The sequence below is a fragment of the Leptothrix discophora genome, assembly GCF_030705305.1.
Lineage (GTDB): Bacteria > Pseudomonadota > Gammaproteobacteria > Burkholderiales > Burkholderiaceae_C > Sphaerotilus > Sphaerotilus discophorus.
Window position 1 is genome coordinate 103172 of record NZ_JAUZEE010000008.1, and the last position, 23919, is coordinate 127090.

The following is a 23919-nucleotide window of genomic DNA, read 5'->3' on the forward strand; positions in this document are numbered from 1 at the left end:
ACCTGAACTGCATTTATGCAACTGTCTTAATTGTCAAGATCAGCAGCCGCACTGCCCCTGGGGGAACCCATCGGGTCATCATGTCGCGCCGCGGGTCGAGGTACTGCGTGCGGTTGCAGGCCCGCCCCAGGGCATCCGGCACCGCGTGCGCCAACTGCGCGGCGATGACCTCGGGCGCGATGCCCAGGCGTTCGGCCGCCAGGGTCCGGGCCATGGCACGGAAGCCGGTGGCGGTCATGTCGTCGCCATCGCTGAGCCGCATGCGGGGGGCGCCCGGCTTGATGCTCCGGATCGTGACGTCGCCGGGGATGAGGTCGCGGACCATGCCGGAACTTTTCTGGTGCAGGGATCCGGATCGTGGAGTTCCTGCGGAAGTTCCTGCATCGCGGGCCGAAAGTCGGCGCGCTTCCTTGGGCTGCCATGGACGAAAAAAAGGCCTAAGTGATTGATTCACTTAGGCCTTCTGCACTTCGTTGGTCCTTGCTGGACCCTGTATTGGTGGAGCCGGGGGGAGGCGAACACACCATTTTCAGCGCCTTCGTGCCCTCTCTGGCCCTCTGCCACGACCTCGTGACCGGAGTCCCAATTGGGACACCTGAGTGTGGCACGGCTGTAGGGGTGCCGTCCGTAGCGGTTCAATTCCTAGACTCGGACGCAGGTTCAGTTCCCAAATCGATGCGTGCAGTCTGTTCAATCGGCGCAGCTGGGAATGCGCGCACGCGGCCATCGTCGGGCGACGACATCTGCACGATCCACACGCCCGCGCCTCCGGCAAGTTTGACTATGTGGACCGCCAACAGCTTCTTTAATCCACTTACCCACTCGGCAAGTGGGCGCTCGATGTCGATAACAGTGGGCTTCCGCCGTTTTTCAGCGCACCACCCACAGATTGGCCAGCACTCACAGCGTGAATTGCGAAGGCTTGCTCGGCGGCTCCTTCGATGCACTTGATTTGTCGGCGGGCACGCGCCGGAGAAATCAATCATGGCCTACTCGCAGTGCGAGCGAGGCCACGATAATCGCGACTACGAAGGCTGATCAGTTTGGCCAAGGATGGTCTACGAACACTTGACCTGTGACCTTGTCAAATAGCACGATTCGAATGACCTGGCCGACCAATACATTTCCTGAGGTCGTTGACTCGTAAGGGAAGTCAATCTTTGGGCTCACTCCTGAAAGATGATATGCGGTGTATGGGGGTGAGAGTTGAATCTCTAATGCCATACCAGCGTTCTGGAGTATATTTCGCGCTTGAGTAGCAGAAGCTTTGAGCTGGATGGCATCGCCGTCCGGCCAGTAACTCCTTGAATTGGTGAGCGCAACGCCACAAATTTCGTTCTCGGTCTTGGTAATGGTCTTTGTGGCTCCAAACGCATTGGAGCCCGTATATTCTGACATCTTGGTTGTTCTGTCTACAATCAAGGTGCGCAGTTTGGCGTAGCTCGTCCCGATCGAGTAAAGTGCGCTTTCCGTTTCCATCGAGACACGAAGTGTCTCGCTGTCTGCATCGTACTTAATGGCATATTTGGTCAGCGCCCCATTCAAGAATATCATCGGCGCATTAAGTTGCTGTCCTGCAATGTTTGCTGCGTTGAGTGAGGCTTTGATTCGTGCATCGTAGTCCGATGTCTTCTCGAATTGATCGCGAGGAGGTGCGATTCTACGCATCTCCGCAAGCGTGTTTTTGCACGACTGCCCCGTGAAACCCGGTGACAATACTATGGGAGGGAGTGCTGCTTTCTGTGCGGCGACCTTGGCTGGCTTGGTGGTCGTCGGGGTGGATGCGCATCCGCCAATGGCGAAGACAATGAACAATGAGACAGCGCACTTCAAGCGGGTAATGATCATCTGATCCTCCATGAAACTTAGGTAAGAACGATTTTATGTCGAGCTTGCAGTTTCGATAAACTGCCGCTCGCATAGTAGCTCGTGCCCCATCCAAACCAAGGTGCGGAGGTCATCAACCTGCAGGGGTGCTAGCAGGTCGTAGCGAACCTTGTACCCGATGCGCCGATCAAGTCCTCTGAGGCACGTCCGGGTCGGCGCGGCCGAGCCGCTTCCGCAGGCGCTGTACCTGGGTCGGGCTGAACTCCGAACCGCTCTCGGTCTTGTGCCCCTTCGCGGCCAAGGATGCTGCCGCCGCCCGCAGGCTCAGGCCATCGCACGCCGCCAAGTCGCCGCGCATGGCTTCCGCGCGCACCTGACCTTCGGCCTTCCGAGCGTCGTTCACGGCCTTGATGTTCTTGCCACCCTTGGTGCCCAGCTCGACGCCCCGGGACTTTGCTGCCATCAGGGCGTCCTGCGTGCGCTTGCTGATCGCCTCGCGCTCGTGTTCGGCGAACGCCGCCATGACGTGCAGCGTCAGCTTGTTGGCTTCGGGCATGTCCAGCGCCACGAACTGAACGCCCGCCTCCATCAGGCCGCTGATGAAGTGGACGTTGCGCGCCAGGCGGTCGAGCTTCGCGATCACCAGAGTGGCCTTCGCCTTCTTCGCCAGGACCAGCGCCGCCGCGAGCTGGGGACGCTGTTTGTCGGTCTTACGGCCCGACTCGACCTCGACGAACTCGCCGGCCAGCTCGCCGCCGCAGCGGTTCACGTGCTGCGCGATCGCCGCCTGCTGGGCTTCCATGCCGAGACCGGACGCACCCTGCTGCTGGGTGCTGACGCGGACGTAGGCGACGAAACGGGGGGTGGGGGTGTTCATGCTGCTGAGCCTATTCGTGCCAAACCAAACGGACGGTTAGTCTGGTACGGAGTGTACACCGACTTTGCATAAACTTGGCAAGTTGCATAGCTCATGCGAGAATCGGGGCTTCTTCACTCCACCGACAAGGTGCATCCGATGGCAAACGCCAACCCCCAACGTCCGAACAAGTTCGTCACCTTCAACCAGGCCGACTTCGACCTGCTGACGCTCACCGCCCAGAACACCGGCCTGACCTTCTCGGTCATCGTCGGCCAGCTGGTGGGAGCGCACCGGCAGGAGCTGTCCGAGCTGAACCGGTGGCTCACCGGCAAGGAAGGTGACCAGCGCACCCAGGCCATCCACGCCGTCGAGCAGTACGGCCCGAACGACCTGATCACCGAGCTGCAGCGCATCGACCCGACTTACCAGCCGCCCGCAGCGCTCCAGATGACCGCAGGCGCACACATCCTCCGCGCCGATGAAGTCGCCGGCCTGCGCCGGCTGCTGGCGAACCAGGACGCCGCCCAATGACCGCCCCGCTCGACCTGGTGCGCTTCACCGACACCGCGACCGCGCAGGCCACCGCCGACGAACTCGTTCTGGCAAAAGGCACGCCGGTCCAGCTCGCCGAGGGCGTCACGCTGCACGCCGGCTACCGCCAGGGCGTACCCACGTTCGTGGTGAAGGTGGCTGGCGCTGACGACCTGTCGGCCGTGATCACCACCGAGCCGCTCGACGCATGACCGCCCGTGGTTGAAGTCGAAACCTTCACCGCGAACGCGCATGCGCCTCAGCGTCCACTCCCGCCGACGCCAGCCGAGGACATCGAGCTGGACAAGATCAAGCCGTTCTCGGAACTGATCAAGGCGCGGGAGGCGCTTCCCCACCAGGGCATCGAGCGCAGGGTGTACGAAAGCGCTGTCGGACGTATCCCGACCGACAGCACCCAGCAACTTCTGATCCGTCTGAAGACTGCCGAAGATGCGGTTGTGGCGTGGGGCATCCATCGTGAGCTGACAGCTCGTGGCCTCCCTCCCGTGATGAGGGATCGTGGCCCCCGGTGTTCGCGACAGCACGAGTTCCTGAACGTTGCTGCTGACGTTTACTGGGTCGTCACCAAGTATCCCGGGCATCTGACGCTGTTCGAACGAGCCCGCCCGGTGTTCAGGTACGCGCCTGGCGTCGAGCAATGGCACAAGGCCGTCGTGTTCGTCTACAGGATGAGCGCCGGGCAGCCGCATCGCGTCGCCAACGCTCTTGGGCTGACCGACGACATGCGCCGCATGCTGTTGGTGATGGGCAACCGCCAACAGAACTACGCGCGCCGCGTCCTGCGCGAGCGGTGCGACCGAATCCGCGAGGAACTGATGTCCTTCGCCGTGGCTCACCCCGACAAGAGCGGTGTGACGACGGCCGAGGACATCGTGCAGCGGCAGATCGATGTCCTCTGGTTCTACCTGCACAGCGGACGAAGTGCATCAGTCACGGCTGAATGCATGGCCGCGATGACGAACTCGCCGATGCAGCGCCGGATGGTCACACAGCACATCGCGCGGATCGAGCAGCGCAGCGCGACCGCTGAACGTGTTCTGGCTCTGCCTCTCTAGGTGTGCTTTGGGGGTGGGTACACCCCCGGAAGGTTTCGGGGGTTTTACCTCGATGAACACGAGCAAGAAGGGGGCGCAGCGACTTCGGACGAAGGGGGCGCAACCGCTCCGCGACGCGCGCCCCCTTCGTCCCCTAACAAGCGATGTACACACTTTCAGTGTGCGCATGAGCTACGGACGCGCACGCCGCACAGCGCACCGCTGTCGGTCTCGCTTCGCGGGACCGACATTGCGGACCTGCCGCGCCGCGACGCGCCCAGCTTCAACCCTCAAGACCAACAGCAGCAGCGCGATCACCACGGGGCGTTCTATGCAACGACCTGGTCGTGCAGCTCCCGGCTCGCGCTCGATCACCCGCATCCCTGCGGGTGATCACCAGCTCGCCGGCCTGGTCCTGCGAGGGGGTGGGGGTCTTAGAACGGGGCCGTGATCGCGAAGGGCACCTTTGCTAATTTTTTGCAGCTCCCGGCGAGGAACGTTGTACTTCGACCAGGCTGGCGCTGTAGACCTCGTTCATGCCCACCAGGCGCAGAACGTCGCCGGCCAGGAAGAAGGATTGCACTTCTACGCTCGTAAGCGAGAGGCTCCGGAGGTCTCCCGGTGCTGCAGAACAAGCCGTCCATTGAAACGCGTCAGATCGCGCCAGGATCGACGTTCGTCGAATCTGTGGGGGTCTCTACCGGTTCGGCCTTCCTCTTCGATCTGCGGGCTACGGGCTTGGCTGGCGCTGCCTTCTTGGCCGTTGTTGACTTCGGCCCGAAGCTCACATCCTCGATGTTCGGGATGAGGGCCCGGACGGTTTCGGGCAGGGCGAACTTGTTCACCGCTTCCAGGACTGAGACAGGGTCGCGGTCGGTCCAGTACACGTCGCCCGCGACGGTGCCGGTCTCGTGCCCCACGATGTTGGCGACCATGTGTTGTGCAACACCTGCGTTCAGCAACTGCGAGATGAAGCCAGCCCGGAAGGAGTGAAAGACCTTCGCCTGGGTCCCGGTGATCCCACAGCGGTCGCGGTACCTCTGGAACCACTTGCTCACTGCCTGTCCATGCCCATCCCTGCCAGGCTTCAACTCGCCGAACAGCTGCTTCGCGCCACTCTGGCGCTGCCGCTCGACCCACCGCAGTAGGCCGAGCCGCACTAGCTCCCCGTGGATCGGGACAGGTCGGGTCGCAGCTGCGGTCTTGCGTCGAACGTTCTCGTCGTCGCCGACATCGGCGATGTTGATCACATCGACCCCGGTCAGCTTCACGAAGTCGATGATGCGCAGTTGGGCCAGCTCGTTCAGGCGCGCCCCGGTGTAGATGCCCAGCAGCATGATCCAGTAGTAGTGGGGGTGCAGGAAGCGCCTTGCCGCCCACTCGCGACCGTTGAACAGCCTGGTCAACTCGGACTCGTCGAATGGGAGTCGCGAGGTCGGTTCTACGTTGGCGATCTGCAGGCCCTGTGCCGGATTGACGCCGATCCCGTACTGCACGCTGACCCACTTGAAGAACGACGAGACCCGGGTCATGAAGTCGTTCGCCGTGCCAGCCGCGATAGGGGTGACGTCGGTCATCGACGGATCGGTCAGGGCAATAAAGTCCAGGTCGCGCAGTGCCTCGTACTTCGAGGCGTTCTTGGGCAACCGCTGCAATCGCTCGAAGAAGTCCACGCAGTCCGATCGCCTGATCGACGACACAGGGCGGTCTTGGCCGAGGTACTCCGCCAGCGCCCTGAAGGTCACATCCCACCGGGCAGCGGTCTTCGTGGTCCAGCTGCTTCTGACACGGTGTTCGCGAGAGAACTCGCTGATCGCGACCGCGAGCGTGGGCCCGACCTCGACAGGGACAGCGGGGGAGGGCGACGCAGTCGCGCCTGCCTGCAGGCCGATGATCTTCTGCTGCAGAAGCAGGATCACCTTGTCGCGCTTGGCAATGCCGTCTTGGAAGGCAGCTTCCTTCGCCCGCCTGCGCAGTTCGTCCTGCGCACGCTCGAATGCCGCCTCCCGCTCTGCCTCTTCGTCGGCCTCGATCGCCTCTGCCTTGCGCCGCGCTACCAGCTGCAAGATCGTCTTCGTCTGCTTGTCCAAGTCGCTCAAGGTGCTTCCCGACCTCAGATGTCGCAGCATGACCGATGCGGCCTGTCGCAGCGGCAGTGAGCGTTCGACAGCCTCACGTCGACTGGCCGTCTGCAGCGAGCGCAACAGCTCGACCGCGCCGACAGCGCCCCGCACATCTGCAGGCACCACCCAGCGCCAGCACCACACACCGCAGCGGTTGCGCCGCAGTCCATCACCGTAGCCCATGAAGAAAGCGCCTCTCGTGCACCAGCTGGATTGGGAGATCCAACTGGGACACCGGGCGCTTCCAGGGAACCCGCTGTCGCGAAATTCCCTTAAAAATCAACCACTTGCGGAAGTGGTTGCCTAAAAGTGGTGGAGCCGGGGGGAATTGAACCCCCGTCCGCAAGCCATCCTCAGGCAGTTCTACATGCGTAGCTCTCTGATTTGAGTCTCGCGGCTTCGACGGGCAGGAGCACCCTTCGATAGCCGCCAGTCACGTAGTCTCGTTCTGCGTCGTGTGACCCGGCTCAGAACCAGCCGATGTGAATGACCTTGCAGCTGTTGCCAGCCCAGACCATCGGCGATCTGTTGCAAGGCTCACCGGTGTTTAAGCGGCGAGGGCGTACGAAGAATCGTTCGCAGTTACTTTGTTTCCAGTGGATTTACGAGCGAACTGGTGCTCGGCATGCCCTGCTCCGATTCCGCACCCACGTCGAAACCAGGTCGGCCCCAGAGAGCGAGAGTTTAGGGCATCGAGAGGAAGTTCAAGAGCGCGCTGGGGTGATCGATCACTGCATCGGCGCCCCAATCGTCGATCTTCTCGCCGATGCCGAGGTAGCCCCATGACGCCGCGAGCGTGGCCATGCCGGCGGCCCTGCCGGCGATGACGTCGCGGTGGTCGTCGCCGACGTAGACGCAAGCCTGCGCCGCGACACCGATGCGGCGTGCCGCCTCCAGCAGCGGCTCGGGATGCGGCTTGGCGTGTGCAGTGGTGTCGCCGCAGACCAGCACACGGCTGCGCAGGGCGATGCCGCTGGCCTGTACGACCGGCTCGGCGTAGCGGGTGTGCTTGTTGGTGACGATGCCCCAGGGCAGGCCGGCGGCGTCGAGCGCATCGAGCACCGGCAACATCGTCTCGAACACGCGGGTCAGCCGCGTCATGCGGGCTTCGTAGAGCGACAGGTATTCGTCGCGCATCGCGGGGAAGCGCGGGTCGTCCATGCCGATGCCGAGCGCCACGCCCACCATGCCGCGAGCGCCCGTGCCGGTCATCGGGCGGAAGTCGGCCAGCGGCAGCGGCGCGAGGCCGTGGCGCAGACGCAGTTCGTTGGCGGCCTCGCCCAGATCGGGTGCGCTGTCGACCAGGGTGCCGTCGAGGTCGAACAGCACGGCGGCCCAGCGGCGGCGCATCGTCATGAGGCGTCCACGTCCTTGCGGCAGGCGACGAGGTAGTTGACGCTGGTGTCGTCGTTCAGCCAGTAGCGCTGCGTCAGCGGGTTGTACTGCATGCCCCGGGTCTGCTGCGGCGTCAGGCCGGCCTCGCGGCAGGCGCGCATCAGCTCGCTCGGGCGGATGAACTTGGCGTATTCGTGGGTGCCGGCCGGCAGCAGCTTGAGCACGTATTCGGCGCCGACGATCGCGAACAGGAAGGATTTCAGGTTCCGGTTGAGCGTCGACAGGAAGACCCAGCCGCCCGGTTTCACCAGACGCGCGCAGGCCTCCACGATGGCCGCAGGGTCCGGCACGTGCTCGACCATCTCCATGCAGGTGACGACGTCGAACTGGCCCGGCTGCTCGGCGGCCAGGGCTTCGGCGGCGATCAGCCGGTAGGCGACGCCAGCCTGGCCGGATTCCATCGCGTGCAGCTGCGCGACCTTCAGCGAACGCTCGGCGAGGTCGATGCCGAGCACGTTGGCGCCGCGCTGGGCCATCGCCTCGCTGAGGATGCCGCCGCCGCAGCCGACGTCGACGATGTGACGGCCCTCCAGCGGCCCGGCGACCTGCTCGATCCAGCCCAGGCGCAGCGGGTTGATGCGGTGCAGCGGGCGGAACTCGCTGTCCGGGTCCCACCACTTGTGGGCGAGTTCACTGAACTTGGCGAGTTCCTTCGGGTCGGCATTGGCTTGCATGGCGTCGTCGGTTGGCGGGAGTGGACGCAACTGTAGGGCGCGAGGGCCGGGCCGCGTGCCGATCGGGTCAAGACGGCCCGATCGGTCGCGGCCAAAAGAAAACCCCGCCGTGGCGGGGTTCGGGGTGCATCAAGCACACCGGGCGACGACGCCCGGCGCGCGATCGGGATGCTTACTTCGCGAGGGTGCGGGTGCCGACCACCTCGATCTCGACGCGGCGGTTCTTCTGCTTGCCCTCGGGCGTGCCGTTGTCGGCCACGGGCTGCTTCTCGCCCTTGCCTTCGGTGTACACGCGGTTCTGCTCGATGCCCTTGCTCACCAGGTACTTCTTGACGGCTTCGGCGCGGTTGACCGACAGCTTGTCGTTGTAGGCGTCCGAGCCATCGGAGTCGGTGTGGCCGACAGCGATGATGACCTCGAGGTTGATGCCCTTGACCTTGCTGACCAGGTCATCGAGCTTGCCGGCGGCTTCGGGCTTGAGCACGAACTTGGCGGTGTCGAAGAACGCGTCGGCGGCGAAGGTGACCTTCTCGCTGACCGGTGCGGCCGGGACGGGCGCCGGGGCCGGGGCGGGCACGGGGACCGGGACGGGCACGACGGCCGGGGCGGGCGCCGGAGCCGGAGCAGGTGCCGGAGCGGGGGCCGGTGCCGGAGCAGGCGCCGGGGCAGGTGCCGGAGCGGGCGGAGGAGCCGGAGCCGGCGGCGGAGGCACGCCATCGCAACCCTGGATGCCCGTCGTCGGGGTGAAGAAACCGTTGCGCCAGCAGTATTCGTTGGTGCCGTTCTTCCACGCGGGGGCGCCGGCAGCGTTCTGCGTGTTGCCGTTTTCGGGCTTGCCGCCGACGGTGCCGCAAGCGGCCAGCGCGACGGTTGCGAACAGCAGGGACACCTTGCTCAGGTTGTTCATGGATTTCCTCTCGATGGACCGCAGAGAGCGGCGATGGGCGTGCGCTCGGTCGGCCTGTCTGACGCAGACCGTGGGGATCCGAAGCGACTTGAAAAATTATTCTGCCATAGGGCTTCTTGGCGTCAGGACGTGGCAACACCCGGTTGCGGCGGCGCGCAAAGCTGTCGTCGGACGGCAACAGGTCGGCCGCGCCTAAAATCCATCGATTCGCCTGGTCGCGCCTGCCTGCGCCGCGTGCCGGACCGCGTGTCCGACGTCGGCCTTCCCGAGATCTCATGACGTCCTTCGCCAAAGAAACCCTGCCCATCAGCCTCGAAGAGGAAATGCGGCGCTCGTACCTGGACTACGCGATGAGCGTTATCGTCGGGCGCGCCCTGCCCGACGCCCGCGATGGCCTCAAGCCGGTGCACCGCCGCGTGCTCTTCGCGATGCATGAGCTGAACAACGACTGGAACCGGCCGTACAAGAAGTCGGCCCGCATCGTCGGCGACGTCATCGGCAAGTACCACCCGCACGGCGACACGGCGGTCTACGACACGATCGTGCGCATGGCCCAGGACTTCAGCCTGCGCCACATGCTGGTCGATGGCCAGGGCAACTTCGGCTCGGTCGACGGCGACAACGCGGCGGCGATGCGCTACACGGAAATCCGCCTGTCGAAGATCGCCCACGAGATGCTGGCCGACATCGACAAGGAGACCGTCGACTTCGGGCCGAACTACGACGGCTCCGAGCGCGAGCCTCTGGTGCTGCCGACGCGTCTGCCCAACCTGCTGGTCAATGGCTCTGCGGGCATCGCGGTGGGCATGGCCACCAACATCCCGCCGCACAACCTCAACGAGGTCGTCGACGCCTGCCTGCACCTGCTGAAGAACAGCGAGGCCACGCTCGAAGAGCTGATGGAGATCATCCCGGCGCCCGACTTCCCGACCGCCGGCATCATCTACGGCATCAACGGCGTGCGCGAGGGCTACCGCACGGGGCGCGGCAAGGTCGTGATGCGTGCCAAGGTCCACTTCGAGGACATCGATCGCGGGTCCCGCCAGGCCATCATCGTCGACGAGATCCCGTACCAGGTGAACAAGAAGAGCCTGCTCGAGCGCATCGCCGAGCTGGTCCACGAGAAGAAGATCGACGGCATCAGCCACATCCAGGACGAGTCCGACAAGTCGGGCATGCGGGTGGTGATCGAGCTCAAGCGCGGCGAAGTGCCCGAGGTGGTGCTCAACAACCTGTACAAGCAGACGCAGCTGCAGGACACCTTCGGCATCAACATGGTGGCGCTGATCGACGGTCAGCCCAAGCTGTGCAACCTCAAGCAGCTGCTGGACATCTTCCTGGAGCACCGCCGCGAGGTCGTCACCCGCCGCACCGTGTTCGAGCTGCGCAAGGCCCGCGAGCGCGGCCATGTGCTCGAAGGCCTGGCGGTCGCGCTGGCCAACATCGACGAGTTCATCCGCATCATCAAGGAATCGCCGACGCCGCCGATGGCCAAGGCCGGCCTGATGGCGCAGAGCTGGGACTCGTCGCTGGTGCGCGAGATGCTGTCGCGTGCGGAGTCCGACACCCCCGGCGGCCGCGCCGCCTACCGGCCGGACGGCCTGGCGCCGCAGTTCGGCATGCAGGCCGACGGCCTCTACCGCCTGTCCGACGACCAGGCCGGCGAGATCCTGCAGATGCGCCTGCAGCGCCTGACCGGCCTCGAACAGGACAAGATCGTCGGTGAGTACAAGGAGGTCATGGCCCAGATCGCCGACCTGCTGGACATCCTGGCCAAGCCCGAGCGCGTCACCTTCATCATCAGCGAGGAACTCGTCGCGCTGCGCCAGGAGTTCGGCCAGACCAAGGTCGGCGCGCGCCGCTCGGTGGTCGAGCACAACGTGCAGGAACTCGGCACCGAGGACCTGATCACGCCCACCGACATGGTGGTCACGCTCAGCCACACCGGCTACATCAAGAGCCAGCCGCTGGCCGAGTACCGCGCCCAGAAGCGCGGGGGCCGCGGCAAGCAGGCCACCGCGACCAAGGACGACGACTGGGTCGACCAGCTCTTCATCGCCAACACGCACGACTGGATCCTGTGCTTCAGCAACCGCGGCCGCGTCTACTGGCTGAAGGTCTGGGAAGTGCCGCAGGGCGGACGGGCCTCGCGTGGCAAGCCGATCGTCAACATGTTCCCGCTTCAGGCCGACGAGAAGATCAACGTCGTGCTGCCGCTGACCGGCGAGTTCCGCAGCTTCCCGGCCGATCACTACGTGTTCATGGCGACGGCCCTGGGCACCGTCAAGAAGACCGCGCTGGACGAGTTCAGCAACCCGCGCAAGGCCGGCATCATCGCCGTCGACCTCGACCAGGGCGACTACCTGATCGGCGCGGCGCTGACCGACGGCAAGCATGACGTGATGCTGTTCAGCGACGGCGGCAAGGCCGTGCGCTTCGACGAGAACGATGTCCGCGCGATGGGCCGCCAGGCCCGCGGCGTGCGCGGCATGGCACTGGACGACGGCCTGAGCGTGATCGCGATGCTGGTGGCCGAGGACGAGAGCCAGTCGGTGCTGACCGCGACCGAGAACGGCTACGGCAAGCGCACCTCGATCGTCGAATACACCCGCCACGGCCGGGGCACCAAGGGAATGATCGCGATCCAGCAGAGCGAGCGCAACGGCAAGGTCGTCGCCGCCACGCTGGTGCGCGCCAACGACGAGATCATGCTGATCACCGATCGCGGCGTGCTGGTTCGCACGCGGGTCTCGGAAATCCGCGAGATGGGGCGCGCCACTCAGGGAGTCACACTGATTGCGCTGGATGAAGGTGCGAAGCTGTCGGGCTTGCAGCGCATCGTCGAGAACGATGCGAACGAATCGAGCAACGATCCGGCCTCCGAAACGGGCGCCGATGCTCCCAACCCCGATGGCGACGCCGGCCCGACCGGCGAGGAAAACACCTGATGTCCCCCAACCGTTCCATGTCGACCCTCCTGTCCCGCCTGATGCTGGCCGCCGGCCTGCTGGCCAGCGTCGGAGCCGCGCTGGCGGCCGATGCGCCGGCCGCGCCGATCGCTGCCTCGGCCGTCGCCAGCCCTGCCAAGAAGGCGCTGATCCAGAAGGTGCTGACGCTGCAGCAGCCCGGCATCGAGGCCATCGCCCGTGCGCTGGTCGAGCAGCCGGTCGCGCCGATGGTCCAGCAGGTCTCGATGATCATCCAGACCCGCGTGCCGCCGGAGAAGCGCGAGGCGCTGCAGAAGGACCTGCAGGGCGACCTGAAGAAGTACATGGACGCGGCCCTGCCGCTGGTGCGCGACAAGGCGGTCGCGGCGGCACCGTCGACCATCGGCTCCCAGCTGGACCAGAAGTTCAGCGAAGAGGAACTGCGCCAGCTCGTCACGTGGCTCGAATCGCCGGTGGCCCGCAAGTACCAGTTCACCTTGCCCGAGTTCCAGAAGGCGCTGACCGACAAGCTGGTGGCCGACACCCGGACCGCCATCGAGCCGAAGCTGCGTGACCTGGACAGCGTGATCGGCAAGCGCCTGGCCGCCGTCGCGCCGCCCGCCAATCCCGCTGCGCCGGCACCGGCCGGCACGCCCGCCAAGCCCTGAACCCGCGCGCCGGCCCGGCCGGTGTGTCCACTTCCGGTCCTGCCATGTCCGACAACGATTCCGCCCTGACGCCGGCCCCGGCCGCTCCCGTCGACCCCGCGCTGCTGGCGCTGCGCACGCAGATCGACGCGCTGGATCGCGAGCTGCTGGCCTTGCTCAACCGGCGCGCCGGGCTGGCGCTGTCGGTCGGCGAGATCAAGAAGAAGGAAGGCTCGGTGGTCTTCCGCCCCGAGCGCGAGGCCCAGGTCATCGATGGCCTGAAGGCCGCCAACCCGGGTCCGCTGAAGAACGACAGCGTCGCGCCGATCTGGCGCGAGATCATGAGCGCCTGCCGTTCGCTGGAGACGCCCACCCGCGTCGCCTACCTCGGTCCGGCCGGCACCTTCAGCGAGCAGGCCGCGCTGGGCTACTTCGGCAGCTCGCTGGTTCGGGTGCCCTGCGCCAGCATCGACGAGGTCTTCCGCGCGACCACCGCTGGCGCGGCCGACTTCGGCGTCGTGCCGGTCGAGAACTCGACCGAGGGCGTGGTGGCCCGCTCGCTGGACCTGTTCCTGACCACGCCGCTGTTCATCATTGGCGAGACCAGCCTGTTCGTGCGCCACAACCTGCTGCGCCGCGAGGACGCGCTGGCCGGCATCCGCGCCGTCTGCGCCCATCCGCAGGCGCTGGCGCAGTGCCACGGCTGGCTCAGCCATCACCTGCCCGACGTCGAGCGCCGGCCGGTCTCCAGCAATGCCGAAGGCGCGCGGCTGGCCTCGCTGGACCCGACGCTGGCGGCGATCGCCAGCGACCGCGCGGCCAGCGAATGGGGCCTGCACATGGTCTCGCCGGCGATCCAGGACGATGCCAACAACCGCACCCGCTTCGCGATCGTGACCCACCCGGAGCGCCACCCGGCGCCGGCCGCCTCGGGCCACGACTGCACCAGCCTGGTCGTCTCGGTGATCAACCGCCCCGGCGCGGTCCACGACATGCTCGTGCCGCTCAAGCACCACGGCGTGTCGATGACCCGCTTCGAGTCCCGCCCGGCCCGCTCGGACCAGTGGGAGTACTACTTCTACATCGACGTGCAGGGCCACCCGGACACGCCGGCCGTGTCGACCGCGCTGAAGGAGCTGCGCAGCGTCTGCGCCTACTTCAAGGTCCTGGGCTCCTACCCGATCGACGTGCATTGACGCCATCATCGGCGCCTGGCACGGGTCCACTTTTCCTCGCAAACAAGAACAGCACGACGGGCGGCACGGCATGGCGATGTTCCGGCAACTGGGGGTGATCGGCTGCGGCCTGATGGGTGGCAGCTTCGCGCTGGCGCTCAAGCGCGGCGGGCTGGTCAAGCGGGTGGTTGGCTACAGCAAGTCGCCGTCGACGGTCGAGCGCGCCAAGCGCCTGGGCGTGATCGACGAGTCGGCCGACTCCGCGCTGCTGGCCGTGTCGGGCTCGGACATCGTGCTGATCTCGGTGCCGGTGGCCGCCACCGAGGGCACGCTCAAGACCATCCGCCACGGCATCGAGCCGGGCGCGCTGGTGATGGACGTGGGCAGCACCAAGCGCGACGTGGTCGACGCCGCCCGGCGGGTCCTGAAGGAGCGCCTGGTGTCCTTCGTACCGGCCCACCCGATCGCCGGCAAGGAAGTGGCTGGCGTCGAGCATGCCGACGCGCTGCTCTACCAGAACCGCCAGGTCATCCTGACGCCGCTGCCGCAGACCGATCCGGCGCTGGTCCAGAAGGCCACCGACGTCTGGGCCGCCGTGGGCTCGCAGGTCCTGCGCATGACGCCGGAGAACCACGACACAGCCTTCGCCGCCGTCAGCCACCTGCCGCACCTGCTGGCCTTCGCCTACTTCAACGCCGTGATGGCCCAGCCGGCAGGGCGCGAGTTCCTGTCGCTGGCCGGACCGGGCTTCCGCGACTTCACCCGCATCGCGGCGGGCGAGCCGGCGATCTGGCGCGACATCCTCGCCAGCAACCGCGAGGAAGTCATCAAGCAGCTGGCCCGCCTGCGCCATGCACTGGACGCCTTCGAGCACGTCATGCGCTCGGGCAACCAGGAGGCGCTGGAGGACCTGATCCGCAACGCCTCCGAAGGCCGCGGCAACTGGCAGATGAACGCCCGCCCCGGCTCCGCACGCTGAGGCGGCCGACCCCCGCCGCCGCACCGCCCCGATCCCCGACCGATCCCGCCTCGAAGGGCCGCAGCGTGTGCGGCCCTTGCCCATTCCGACTCCCTGACCCGCTCCGGCATCGCCCGCCCATGTACGACATCCCTCACCTCGACCTGCCGCCCCTCGGTGCCGCCGCCGGCACCGTGCGCCTGCCGGGCTCCAAGAGCATCTCCAACCGCCTGCTGCTGCTGGCCGGCCTGAGCCAGGGCCGCACCACGCTGGTCGACTTGCTGGACTCGGACGACACCCGCGTGATGCTGGCCGCGCTGCGCACGCTGGGCTGCACGATCGAGCAGGACGGCCGTCTGACCCGCATCGACGGCTTCGCCGGCCAGCCGGCGGTGGCCGAGGCCGAGCTGTTCCTGGGGAACGCCGGCACCGCGATGCGCCCGCTGACGGCTGCGCTGGCGGTGCTGACCACCCAGGCGGACGGTCGCCGCTACACGCTCAAGGGCGTGCCGCGCATGCACGAGCGTCCGATCGGCGACCTGGTCGACGCGCTGCGCGGCCTGGGCGTCACGGTCGACTGCCTGGGCAACGAGGGCTACCCGCCGCTGCGCCTGGCCGGTGGCCGGCTGGACCTGGCCGCGCCGGTCAAGGTGCGCGGCGACGTCTCCAGCCAGTTCCTGACCGCGCTGCTGCTGGCGCTGCCGCTGGCGGCCGGCCAGGCCGATGTCGTCATCGAGGTGGTCGGCGAGCTGATATCCAAGCCCTACATCGAGATCACGCTCAACCTGCTCGAACGCTTCGGCATCGCGGTGCGCCGCGAGGGCTGGGCCCGCTTCACCATCCCGGCCGGCAGCCGCTACGTCACGCCGGGCGAGGTCCACGTCGAGGGCGACGCCTCGTCGGCGTCGTACTTCATCGCGCTGGGCGCGCTGGCCGGCGTCGACGCGCCGGTGCGCATCGAGGGCGTGGGCAGCGCCTCGATCCAGGGCGACATCCGCTTCGTCGAAGCGGCCGAGGCGATGGGCGCGCAGGTGCAGGCCGAGGCCAATGCACTGGAGGTCCGCCGCGGCGCCTGGCCGCTGCGCGCCATCGACATGGACTGCAACGCCATCCCCGACGCGGCGATGACGCTGGCCGTCATGGCGCTCTACGCCGACGGGCCCTGCACGCTGCGCAACATCGCCAGCTGGCGCGTCAAGGAGACCGACCGCATCGCCGCCATGGCCGCCGAGCTGCGCAAGGTCGGCGCGCAGGTCGAGGAGGGCGTGGACTTCATCCGCGTCTGGCCCCTGGACGTGTTCCGCCCCGCCGCCATCCACACCTACGACGACCACCGCATGGCGATGTGCCTGTCGCTGGCGGCCTTCCACCCGCTCAAGGGCGCGGCGCCGGTGCCCACCCGCATCCTCGACCCGAAGTGCGTGGCCAAGACCTTCCCGGACTACTTCGAGACCCTGTTCGAGGTCGTCTCGGTCGATCCGGCCCACATCCCGGTCATCACCATCGACGGCCCGACCGCCTCCGGCAAGGGCACGCTGGCGGCCGGCGTGGCCGAGCGGCTGGGCTATCACACCCTCGATTCGGGCTCGCTGTACCGCGTCACCGCGCTGGCGGCCCGCTCGGCCGGCGTCGCCCCGGAGGACGAGGCCGGCGTGGTCGCCGTCGCCCGCGCGATGAAGCTCCAGTTCGCCGGCGTGCAGGTGCTGCTCGACGGCGTGGACGTGTCCGACCAGCTGCGCGAGGAGCAGATCGGTGCCATGGCCTCGCAGGTTGCCGCCCATCCGGCGGTGCGCGCCGCGCTGTTCGACCTGCAGTGCGCCTTCCGCCAGCTGCCTGGCCTGGTGGCCGACGGACGCGACATGGGCACCGTGATCTTCCCGGCCGCGCCGCTCAAGGTCTTCCTGACCGCGACCGCCGCCGCGCGGGCCGAGCGCAGGCATAAGCAGTTGATTTCCAAGGGAATTCCTGCTAGCCTCGCCGACCTTCGCGCGGACCTGGAGGCCCGCGATGCGCGCGACCGAGGTCGCAGCACCGCCCCTCTGAAGCCCGCCGAAGATGCGCTTCTCCTGGACAACTCCCTGGTGGGCATCGACGCTTCGGTGCAGCAGGTGGTGGACTGGTGGGAAGCGCGACTGCCCTTCGGTGCGCACGCCGGCTGATCCCTCGCGGATCGCCTTGCTCAAGCGCCTTCGGCAGCGACCGGTTCCGGGGCCTTCCCGCCGTGCGTCAGCACACCGAGGCCCCGGTTCGACAACCTAACCCGCCACGGAAGTGGTCCCCGTCGCCGGTGCATGCCGGCGCAGAAAGTCCCAAATGTCCCAAGCTGCTGCCTTCGAAGGCATGGAATCCTTTGCCGCGCTGTTCGAGGAATCGCTGCAACGCGCCGACATGCGCGCTGGCGAGGTCATCTCCGCCGAAGTGGTCCGCGTCGAGCACAACTTCGTCGTCGTCAACGCCGGCCTGAAGTCCGAAGCCTACGTTCCCATCGAGGAATTCAAGAACGACCAGGGCGAGATCGAAGTCCAGGTCGGCGACTTCGTCTCCGTCGCGATCGACGCGATCGAGAACGGCTACGGCGACACCATCCTGTCGCGCGACAAGGCCAAGCGCCTGGCCTCGTGGCTGTCGCTGGAAACCGCGCTGGAGTCGGGCGACTTCGTCACCGGCACGGTCAGCGGCAAGGTCAAGGGCGGCCTGACGGTGCTGGTCAACGGCATCCGCGCCTTCCTGCCGGGTTCGCTGCTGGACACCCGTCCGGTCAAGGACATGAGCCCGTTCGAGGGCAAGACCATGGAGTTCAAGGTCATCAAGCTCGACCGCAAGCGCAACAACGTTGTGCTGTCGCGTCGCGCGGTGGTCGAGGCCTCGATGGGCGAGGAGCGCGCCAAGCTGCTCGAGACGCTGCGTGAAGGCGCGATCGTCAACGGCGTGGTCAAGAACATCACCGAATACGGTGCGTTCGTGGACCTCGGCGGCATCGACGGCCTGCTGCACATCACCGACATGGCCTGGCGCCGTGTCCGTCACCCGAGCGAAGTGGTGACGGTCGGCCAGGAACTGACCGCCAAGGTCCTGAAGTTCGACGCCGAGAAGAACCGCGTCTCGCTGGGCCTGAAGCAGATGGGCGACGACCCGTGGATCGGCGTCTCGCGCCGCTACCCGTCGAGCACCCGCCTGTTCGGCAAGGTCACCAACATCGCCGACTACGGCGCGTTCGTCGAGATCGAGCCGGGCATCGAAGGCCTGGTGCACGTCTCCGAGATGGACTGGACCAACAAGAACGTCGCGCCTTCCAAGATCGTCACCCTGGGCGACGAAGTGGAAGTCATGGTCCTGGAGATCGACGAGGACAAGCGTCGCATCTCGCTGGGCATGAAGCAGTGTAAGCAGAACCCGTGGGACGAGTTCGCGCAGAACTTCAAGCGCGGCGACCGCGTCAAGGGCCCCGTCAAGTCGATCACCGACTTCGGCGTGTTCGTTGGCCTGGCCGCTGGCATCGACGGCCTGGTGCACCTGTCCGACCTGTCGTGGAACGAGCCGGGCGAAGCTGCGGTCCGCAACTACAAGAAGGGCCAGGAAGTCGAGGCGATCGTCCTGGGCATCGACGTCGAGCGCGAGCGCATCTCGCTGGGCATCAAGCAGCTCGATACCGATCCGTTCACCAGCTACACCACGCTCAATGACCGTGGCGCCCTGGTGGCCGGCAAGGTCAAGACCGTCGACCCGCGTGGCGCCGAGATCCAGCTCAACGACGACGTCACCGGCTACCTGCGTGCGTCCGAGATCGCCCGCGAGCGCGTCGAGGATGCCCGCAACGTGCTGAAGGAAGGCGACGAGGTCACCGCCCTGATCATCAACATCGACCGCAAGCTGCGTTCGATCCAGCTGTCGATCAAGGCCAAGGACAACGCCGAGCAGCAGGAAGCCCTGCAGCGCCTGTCGGCCGACAACCGCGAGACCGTCGGCAACGCCGGCACGACCAGCCTGGGCGCGCTGCTCAAGGCCAAGCTGGACCAGGGCAACTGATCCACGTGATCGCCCCGCGCGCCGTGCCGCAAGGCGTGGCGCGCGCCGGTTGACCTCTTCAAGCGTCGCGCCTCCATTCCCGCCATGACCCGTTCCGATCTGGTTGCGCTGCTGGCCGAGAAGTTCACGCAGCTCACGCACCGTGACGCCGAGTTCGCCGTCAAGACGATGCTCGACGCCATGAGCGATGCGCTGGCGCGCGGTCACCGCATCGAGATCCGCGGCTTCGGCAGCTTCGCGATCAATCGCCGACCGCCGCGCGTGGGCCGCAACCCGCGCTCCGGCGAACAGGTGACGATCCCCGAGAAGCTGGTGCCGCACTTCAAGCCGGGCAAGGCCCTGCGGGAAGCCGTGGACGAGGACGCCGGCGGCGATGACGCAGGTCTCGGCGCTGGCGACGAGGTGATGGTGGTGCGCCCGGCGCGTCTGGCCGACAAAGCGGCCGACAAACCGGCCGTGCCACTCACGCCCGTGACGCCGGTCAACGACTGATCCAGGTCCCCGACGGGGCCCCAGGAACCCGCCCGCAGCCGCGCTGCTGGCGGTTTTTTTCATGGCCGAGACGACCTCGCGGCGCGGCCGAGCCAAGGCCCGGCAAGGGCCTCGAACGCGGTCGATCGCCAGGGGCGTTGCACTAGAATCCGCCGCCTATGCGCATCCTCATCTGGGCCATCCGCGCGGCACTCTTCTTCGTGCTCTTCGCCTTCGCGCTGAACAACCAGCACACCGTCGTGCTGCACTGGTTCTTCGGCGTCTCCACCCAGGCACCGATGGTGCTCGTCGTGCTCGTCACCTTCGCTGCCGGCTGCGCGGCGGGGGTCGTCGCGATGCTGCCGGGCTGGTGGCGCCAGCACCGCCGCACCCGCGCGCTCGAGGCCGCGGTGCCCCGCACCAGCGCCCCGCAGGCGACGACTTCCGGTGCGTCGTCCGCCACCCGTCCGGCGCCGCTGTCGCCCGAACCCGAACTGCCGCACCCGCCCCGCGATGGACTTTGACCTGCAGTGGCTGCTGCTGGCCCTGCCGGCCGCCTTCGCGCTGGGCTGGCTGGCCTCGCGCATCGACCTTCGCAACTGGAAGCGCGAGGTCGAGGCCTCGCCGAGGGCGTATTTCAAGGGTCTGAACCTGCTGCTCAACGAACAGCAGGACAAGGCCATCGACGCCTTCATCGAGGCCGTCCAGCAGGACCCCGGCAGCTCGGACCTGCACTTCGCGCTCGGCAACCTGTTTCGCCGCCGTGGCGAGTACGAGCGCGCCGTGCGTGTCCACCAGCACCTACTGGGTCGTGCCGACCTGCCGACCACCGAACGCGACCGTGCCCAGCACGCACTGGCCCAGGACTACCTCAAGGCCGGCCTGTTCGACCGTGCCGAGGCGGCCTACAAGGCGCTTGAAGGGACCGCCTTCGCGACCGAGGCACGGCTGGCGCTGCTCAACCTGCATGAGCGGGCGCGCGACTGGAAGTCGGCCATCGAGGTGGCCAGGGGCCTGGAGTCGGCCGCGGTCGGCAGCTTCTCCCAGCGCATCGCCCACTACGGCTGCGAGCTGGTCGTCGAGGCCGATGCCCAGGGCGACGCCGCCGCCGCCCAGGCCGCGCTGCAACGGGCCCGCGAGGCCGCACCCCAGTCGGCAAGGCCGCTGATCCTGGCCGGGCAGCGTCTGGCGCGGTCTGGCCAGCATGCCGAAGCGCTGGCCCTGTGGACGCCGCTGGCGGCGGTCCATCCCGAGGCCTTCGGCATCGTCGCCCAGGACTACGCCCAGAGCGCGCAGGCCTGCGGCCAGGCGGCCGAGGCGCTGGTGCGGCTCAAGGAACTGCATGCCAAGGCACCGACGTCCGACCTGCTCGGGGCGGTGCTGGCGCTCGAACCCGATCCGCAGGAGCGGCGACGCCTGCTGCTGCAGCAGGTACAGGCCCACAACAGCCTGAGCGCGGCGCTGCGGCTGGTCCAGGAGCCGGCACCCGCCGCGCTGCTGACCGAGGCCGAACGCGGCGCCCTGCAACAGTCGCTGGCGGCCGCCGCCAAGCCGCTGCGCCGCTACCGCTGTGCCGCCTGCGGCTTCGAGGCCCAGCAGTACTTCTGGCAATGCCCGGGCTGCCACGGCTGGGACACCTTCCCGCCGCGCCGCCTTGAGGACAGCTGACCCCGCGCGACCCGATCAGCCGGCGTGCCGGACCGCCTCGTCAAGGGCGGCCTCGACCTCGGCCAGCGGCGGCACCTGGCCCTTGCCACCGAAGCTGCGCACGTGGCCCGAGCCGGTCACGCCGGCCAGGCCGGGTTCGTGGTCGCAGTAGATGCCCACCGTCGGCCGCGCATGGGCGGCGGCGAGGTGGGTGAAGCCGGTGTCCAGCCCGACGACGACCCGGGCGCCGGCCAGCACCGCGCCGGCATCGGCCACGCTCAGGAAGGGCGGCACGACCGCCCCGGCGTCGCTGCCCTCGGCCAGCCGCTGTGCCAGCGCCTGTTCGGCCGGGCTGCCCCACAGGATCACCGGCGTCCAGCCCAGGCCCCGGATGCGCCGTGCCAGGTGCGCCCAGCGGTCTTCCGGCCAGAGCTTCTCGGGTCGGCTGGCACAGGGGATCAGGACCGCGTACGGCTTTGGCGCCTGCCAGCTGCTGACCGGCGGCTTCAGGCCGAAATCGGGCGTGTCGGTCGGCCGGGCGTAGCCCAGGTGATCGGCCGCGAGCGCGCGGTTGCGCACCACCGCATGCGCGTCGCGCGAGACCGAGGCCTTGTGCGCATAGAACAGCGATGCCAGCGGCTCGCGGATGCTGTGCCAGTCGTAGCCGGCGCGCGGCCCGTGCGCCTGCACGGCCCACAGCACGCTCTTGAGCAGGCCCTGGAAGTCGATCACGAGGTCATAGCGCTCCGCCTGCAGCTCGCGCCTGAGCGCCGCGATGGCCGCGCGCGTCTCGGGCTTGCCGAGTGACTTGCGCCACTTGCGCCAGGCGACCGGCATCACCTTGCAGACGGCGGGATGGGCTGCGGGAATGGCCGCGAACGGCGCCTCGACCAGCCAGTCGATCACCGCGCCGGGATGGGCGCGGGCGATGTCGCTGACGGCCGGCAGCGCATGCACCACGTCGCCCATCGAGGTGGTCTTGACGACGAGGATGCGCGGCGGCCGTCCGCTCGGCAGCGGGGCGCGATCAGCCACCCGCAGCCTTCTGTCCGGCGGCCTGCTGCTGCGCCTTCTGCTCGGCCACCAGGGCCGGGTTGAAGCGCGCGTCGTTGTACATCTTGAACTGGCGATAGACCTTGAAGTAGGCCTTGCCGGCGGCGCAATCGGCCAGCAGCCCGTCCAGGCAATCGCCCAGGTCGGCACGCTGCTGCAGCAGGCGCTCGAGCTTGACCTGCGAACTGGCGCGGTGCGCGTCGTCGACATCGGTGCGCAGCGTCTGCTTGCGCATCGCGTCGATCTTCAGCGCCATGATCGACATGCGGTCGATCATGCTGCCAGCGGTCTCGCTGTTGAGCCGGGCACCCGCCGGCACCGTGCTGCGCGGCGCATCGCTGCGGGCCGATTCGGCATCGACCAGCCCCAACCCGATCAGCAACAACTCGTCGACCCGCTCGGTCGCATCGTTGCGCGCCTGGTTGTAGCCATCGATCGCGCGCTTGTTCTTGGCGATCTCCGCATCACTGACCGTGGTCCGCCGCGCCAGATCTTCCTCGGCCCACAGCAGGCAGTTGTTGCGGTGGTTGGTCGCGACCCAGTGCCACAGCGGCTCGGACGGGAGCAGGGCGGTGTCAGCGGGCCAGGCGGGGGTGGCGAGGAGGCGGTCGTGGAGTTGGGCGACGGCCAAGGATTGGAGGGTGTTCTGGTCGGTCATGTCGGATCTGATGGTGGGTTGGGGGTCGTGTCTTGCTGGCTGCCGAGCCGGTTCATGAACCAAAGTACAACTCGCACTTCTCGATGAATCTTCGAACGCTCTGGTTGGCCTCGATTTCTTGCTCTTTCAGCCGCGGCAGCAACAGGGGGACGCTCTCGCGTGCCGCATCCAGATTGTCCCAGCCGAGCGCGACACCATATCGATCGCGTTCATCCGGATACCAGCTCGCGAGGGACATGCCCTCTTCAGGCACGACGATGGAATCACATCCGCAAAGTGCCGCGAACTGTGAGTACATGGTGTATGGATCGTAGGAAATGCAGGTCTTGACCCGGTTGAACACGGCAGCGGCCTCACGATGGCTCAGCCCGTCGATCTTGATCGAGCGGGTGGTGTCGTGGATCATGGGGCGATGCGCACCTTTGCGCAAGATGTAGCACACGCCTTCGCGATCACCGAAGTTGGTTCGTTTGTAGATGTCATCGCGAATGAATACGGTCCTGAGGAGGTTGTCAGGATCTGGATTCAGACTGGGATCATTGAATGCATTCTGAAAGAAGAAGAACTTGTCGTTCTTCCCGTAGTTGATGCGCCCGGTATGGAAGCCAGGCTTGTGCAGCAACCAGCGCACGACATGACGGGCCTGCAGCGGGTTTCCGTCCACCACCTCCGGATAGATCACGATGGCATCCCTGACATCTGCCGCCGTGGCGATCGCCGTGTGAAAGCCAGGGAAGGTCCGGTATTCACCATGCTTGCGCCGCCAGCGCCGCTCCATGCGGCGCCGATGCAGGTAATGAAAGGGTCGCCAAGGATCGAACAGGGCATTCATCGAAGGCCAGAGCAAGGCCCTCACGCCGGCTTGGTTGAGAAGGTCGCACAGGCGATGCAGGACCAAGGCTCCGCCGCTGTTTTCGTCAAAGCTGTTGGCGTAGATGACGTAGGTTTTGCTCATCGGTCGATGTTTCGAGAGTGCCGGTTGGACT

At 67.0% G+C, this 23919-nt stretch carries 22 protein-coding genes and 1 other RNA gene; 12 read left to right on the forward strand and 11 right to left on the reverse strand.

What is annotated here, in order from left to right:
- Positions 1 to 13: 13 nt before the first annotated feature.
- The 3 genes from Q8X39_RS15145 to Q8X39_RS15155 form a co-directional block, all read right to left on the reverse strand.
- Positions 14 to 325 (reverse strand): hypothetical protein, encoded by a 312-nt coding sequence (locus Q8X39_RS15145; protein WP_407068017.1) that lies wholly within the window; start codon positions 323 to 325, stop codon positions 14 to 16.
- A gap of 713 nt (positions 326 to 1038) precedes the next feature.
- Positions 1039 to 1848: a hypothetical protein gene (locus tag Q8X39_RS15150; RefSeq protein ID WP_305750516.1), complete on the reverse strand. Its 810-nt coding sequence runs from the start codon at positions 1846 to 1848 to the stop codon at positions 1039 to 1041.
- A 166-nt stretch (positions 1849 to 2014) separates the two neighbouring features.
- A complete protein-coding gene (locus tag Q8X39_RS15155; RefSeq protein ID WP_305750517.1) occupies positions 2015 to 2704 on the reverse strand; it encodes a recombinase family protein in 690 nt (229 codons plus the stop codon).
- 138 nt (positions 2705 to 2842) lie between these two features.
- Here Q8X39_RS15155 and Q8X39_RS15160 point away from each other — a divergent pair, with 138 nt between their 5' ends.
- From Q8X39_RS15160 to Q8X39_RS15170, 3 genes are read left to right on the forward strand one after another with little or no spacing between them, the layout of a single operon-like run.
- A complete protein-coding gene (locus Q8X39_RS15160) occupies positions 2843 to 3217 on the forward strand; it encodes a hypothetical protein (protein ID WP_305750518.1) in 375 nt (124 codons plus the stop codon).
- On the forward strand, positions 3214 to 3429 hold the full coding sequence (locus Q8X39_RS15165; protein ID WP_305750519.1) for a hypothetical protein: 216 nt from the start codon (positions 3214 to 3216) through the stop codon (positions 3427 to 3429). The genes Q8X39_RS15160 and Q8X39_RS15165 overlap by 4 nt, the downstream gene beginning before the upstream one ends.
- Positions 3430 to 3435: 6 nt before the next feature.
- Positions 3436 to 4293 carry a hypothetical protein gene (locus Q8X39_RS15170; RefSeq protein ID WP_305750520.1) on the forward strand — a complete coding sequence of 286 codons (858 nt, stop codon included), beginning with the start codon at positions 3436 to 3438 and terminating at the stop codon, positions 4291 to 4293.
- A 632-nt stretch (positions 4294 to 4925) separates the two neighbouring features.
- On the opposite strand, the gene Q8X39_RS15175 is transcribed toward Q8X39_RS15170, so the two are convergent.
- The 5 genes from Q8X39_RS15175 to ompA form a co-directional block, all read right to left on the reverse strand.
- Positions 4926 to 6578 carry a site-specific integrase gene (locus Q8X39_RS15175; protein WP_305750521.1) on the reverse strand — a complete coding sequence of 551 codons (1653 nt, stop codon included), beginning with the start codon at positions 6576 to 6578 and terminating at the stop codon, positions 4926 to 4928.
- A 127-nt stretch (positions 6579 to 6705) separates the two neighbouring features.
- Positions 6706 to 7066: a transfer-messenger RNA gene (gene ssrA / locus Q8X39_RS15180) on the reverse strand.
- A gap of 13 nt (positions 7067 to 7079) precedes the next feature.
- Entirely contained in the window at positions 7080 to 7751 is a 672-nt protein-coding gene (gene gph / locus Q8X39_RS15185) for a phosphoglycolate phosphatase (RefSeq protein WP_369538115.1), read from the reverse strand.
- Positions 7748 to 8464, reverse strand: coding sequence for a bifunctional 2-polyprenyl-6-hydroxyphenol methylase/3-demethylubiquinol 3-O-methyltransferase UbiG (gene ubiG / locus Q8X39_RS15190; RefSeq protein ID WP_305750522.1), 717 nt, complete (start codon positions 8462 to 8464; stop codon positions 7748 to 7750). Before ubiG ends, gph begins: the two co-directional genes overlap by 4 nt.
- Positions 8465 to 8636: 172 nt before the next feature.
- Positions 8637 to 9371: an outer membrane protein OmpA gene (gene ompA / locus Q8X39_RS15195; RefSeq protein ID WP_305750523.1), complete on the reverse strand. Its 735-nt coding sequence runs from the start codon at positions 9369 to 9371 to the stop codon at positions 8637 to 8639.
- Between the two features lie 275 nt (positions 9372 to 9646).
- Here ompA and gyrA point away from each other — a divergent pair, with 275 nt between their 5' ends.
- The 9 genes from gyrA (at position 9647) to lapB (ending at position 21243) form a co-directional block, all read left to right on the forward strand.
- Positions 9647 to 12319, forward strand: coding sequence for a DNA gyrase subunit A (gyrA, locus tag Q8X39_RS15200; RefSeq protein ID WP_305750524.1), 2673 nt, complete (start codon positions 9647 to 9649; stop codon positions 12317 to 12319).
- Complete coding sequence (locus Q8X39_RS15205) at positions 12319 to 12966, forward strand: DUF2059 domain-containing protein (RefSeq protein ID WP_305750525.1); 648 nt, start codon at positions 12319 to 12321, stop codon at positions 12964 to 12966. The genes gyrA and Q8X39_RS15205 overlap by 1 nt, the downstream gene beginning before the upstream one ends.
- A 44-nt stretch (positions 12967 to 13010) precedes the next feature.
- The gene (gene pheA, locus Q8X39_RS15210) at positions 13011 to 14141 is read left to right on the forward strand and encodes a prephenate dehydratase (protein ID WP_305750526.1); all 1131 of its coding nucleotides are present in this window, start codon (positions 13011 to 13013) and stop codon (positions 14139 to 14141) included.
- A 76-nt stretch (positions 14142 to 14217) separates the two neighbouring features.
- On the forward strand, positions 14218 to 15099 hold the full coding sequence (locus Q8X39_RS15215) for a prephenate dehydrogenase (protein WP_305750527.1): 882 nt from the start codon (positions 14218 to 14220) through the stop codon (positions 15097 to 15099).
- A gap of 119 nt (positions 15100 to 15218) precedes the next feature.
- Positions 15219 to 17237 (forward strand): bifunctional 3-phosphoshikimate 1-carboxyvinyltransferase/cytidylate kinase, encoded by a 2019-nt coding sequence (locus Q8X39_RS15220; RefSeq protein WP_305750528.1) that lies wholly within the window; start codon positions 15219 to 15221, stop codon positions 17235 to 17237.
- Positions 17238 to 17391: 154 nt separating this feature from the next.
- A complete protein-coding gene (gene rpsA / locus Q8X39_RS15225) occupies positions 17392 to 19104 on the forward strand; it encodes a 30S ribosomal protein S1 (protein ID WP_305750529.1) in 1713 nt (570 codons plus the stop codon).
- Between the two features lie 84 nt (positions 19105 to 19188).
- Positions 19189 to 19596, forward strand: a complete 408-nt coding sequence (locus Q8X39_RS15230; protein ID WP_305750530.1) for an integration host factor subunit beta — start codon at positions 19189 to 19191, stop codon at positions 19594 to 19596.
- A gap of 158 nt (positions 19597 to 19754) precedes the next feature.
- Positions 19755 to 20099: a LapA family protein gene (locus tag Q8X39_RS15235; protein ID WP_305750531.1), complete on the forward strand. Its 345-nt coding sequence runs from the start codon at positions 19755 to 19757 to the stop codon at positions 20097 to 20099.
- Positions 20089 to 21243: a lipopolysaccharide assembly protein LapB gene (gene lapB / locus Q8X39_RS15240; protein ID WP_305750532.1), complete on the forward strand. Its 1155-nt coding sequence runs from the start codon at positions 20089 to 20091 to the stop codon at positions 21241 to 21243. The genes Q8X39_RS15235 and lapB overlap by 11 nt, the downstream gene beginning before the upstream one ends.
- Before the next feature lie 15 nt (positions 21244 to 21258).
- Here lapB and waaC read toward each other — a convergent pair whose 3' ends face one another.
- From waaC to Q8X39_RS15255, 3 genes are read right to left on the reverse strand one after another with little or no spacing between them, the layout of a single operon-like run.
- On the reverse strand, positions 21259 to 22257 hold the full coding sequence (gene waaC, locus Q8X39_RS15245) for a lipopolysaccharide heptosyltransferase I (RefSeq protein ID WP_305750533.1): 999 nt from the start codon (positions 22255 to 22257) through the stop codon (positions 21259 to 21261).
- Complete coding sequence (locus tag Q8X39_RS15250) at positions 22250 to 22933, reverse strand: DUF4254 domain-containing protein (protein WP_305750534.1); 684 nt, start codon at positions 22931 to 22933, stop codon at positions 22250 to 22252. Before Q8X39_RS15250 ends, waaC begins: the two co-directional genes overlap by 8 nt.
- 52 nt (positions 22934 to 22985) lie before the next feature.
- Complete coding sequence (locus tag Q8X39_RS15255; protein ID WP_305750535.1) at positions 22986 to 23888, reverse strand: hypothetical protein; 903 nt, start codon at positions 23886 to 23888, stop codon at positions 22986 to 22988.
- Positions 23889 to 23919 lie beyond the last annotated feature (31 nt).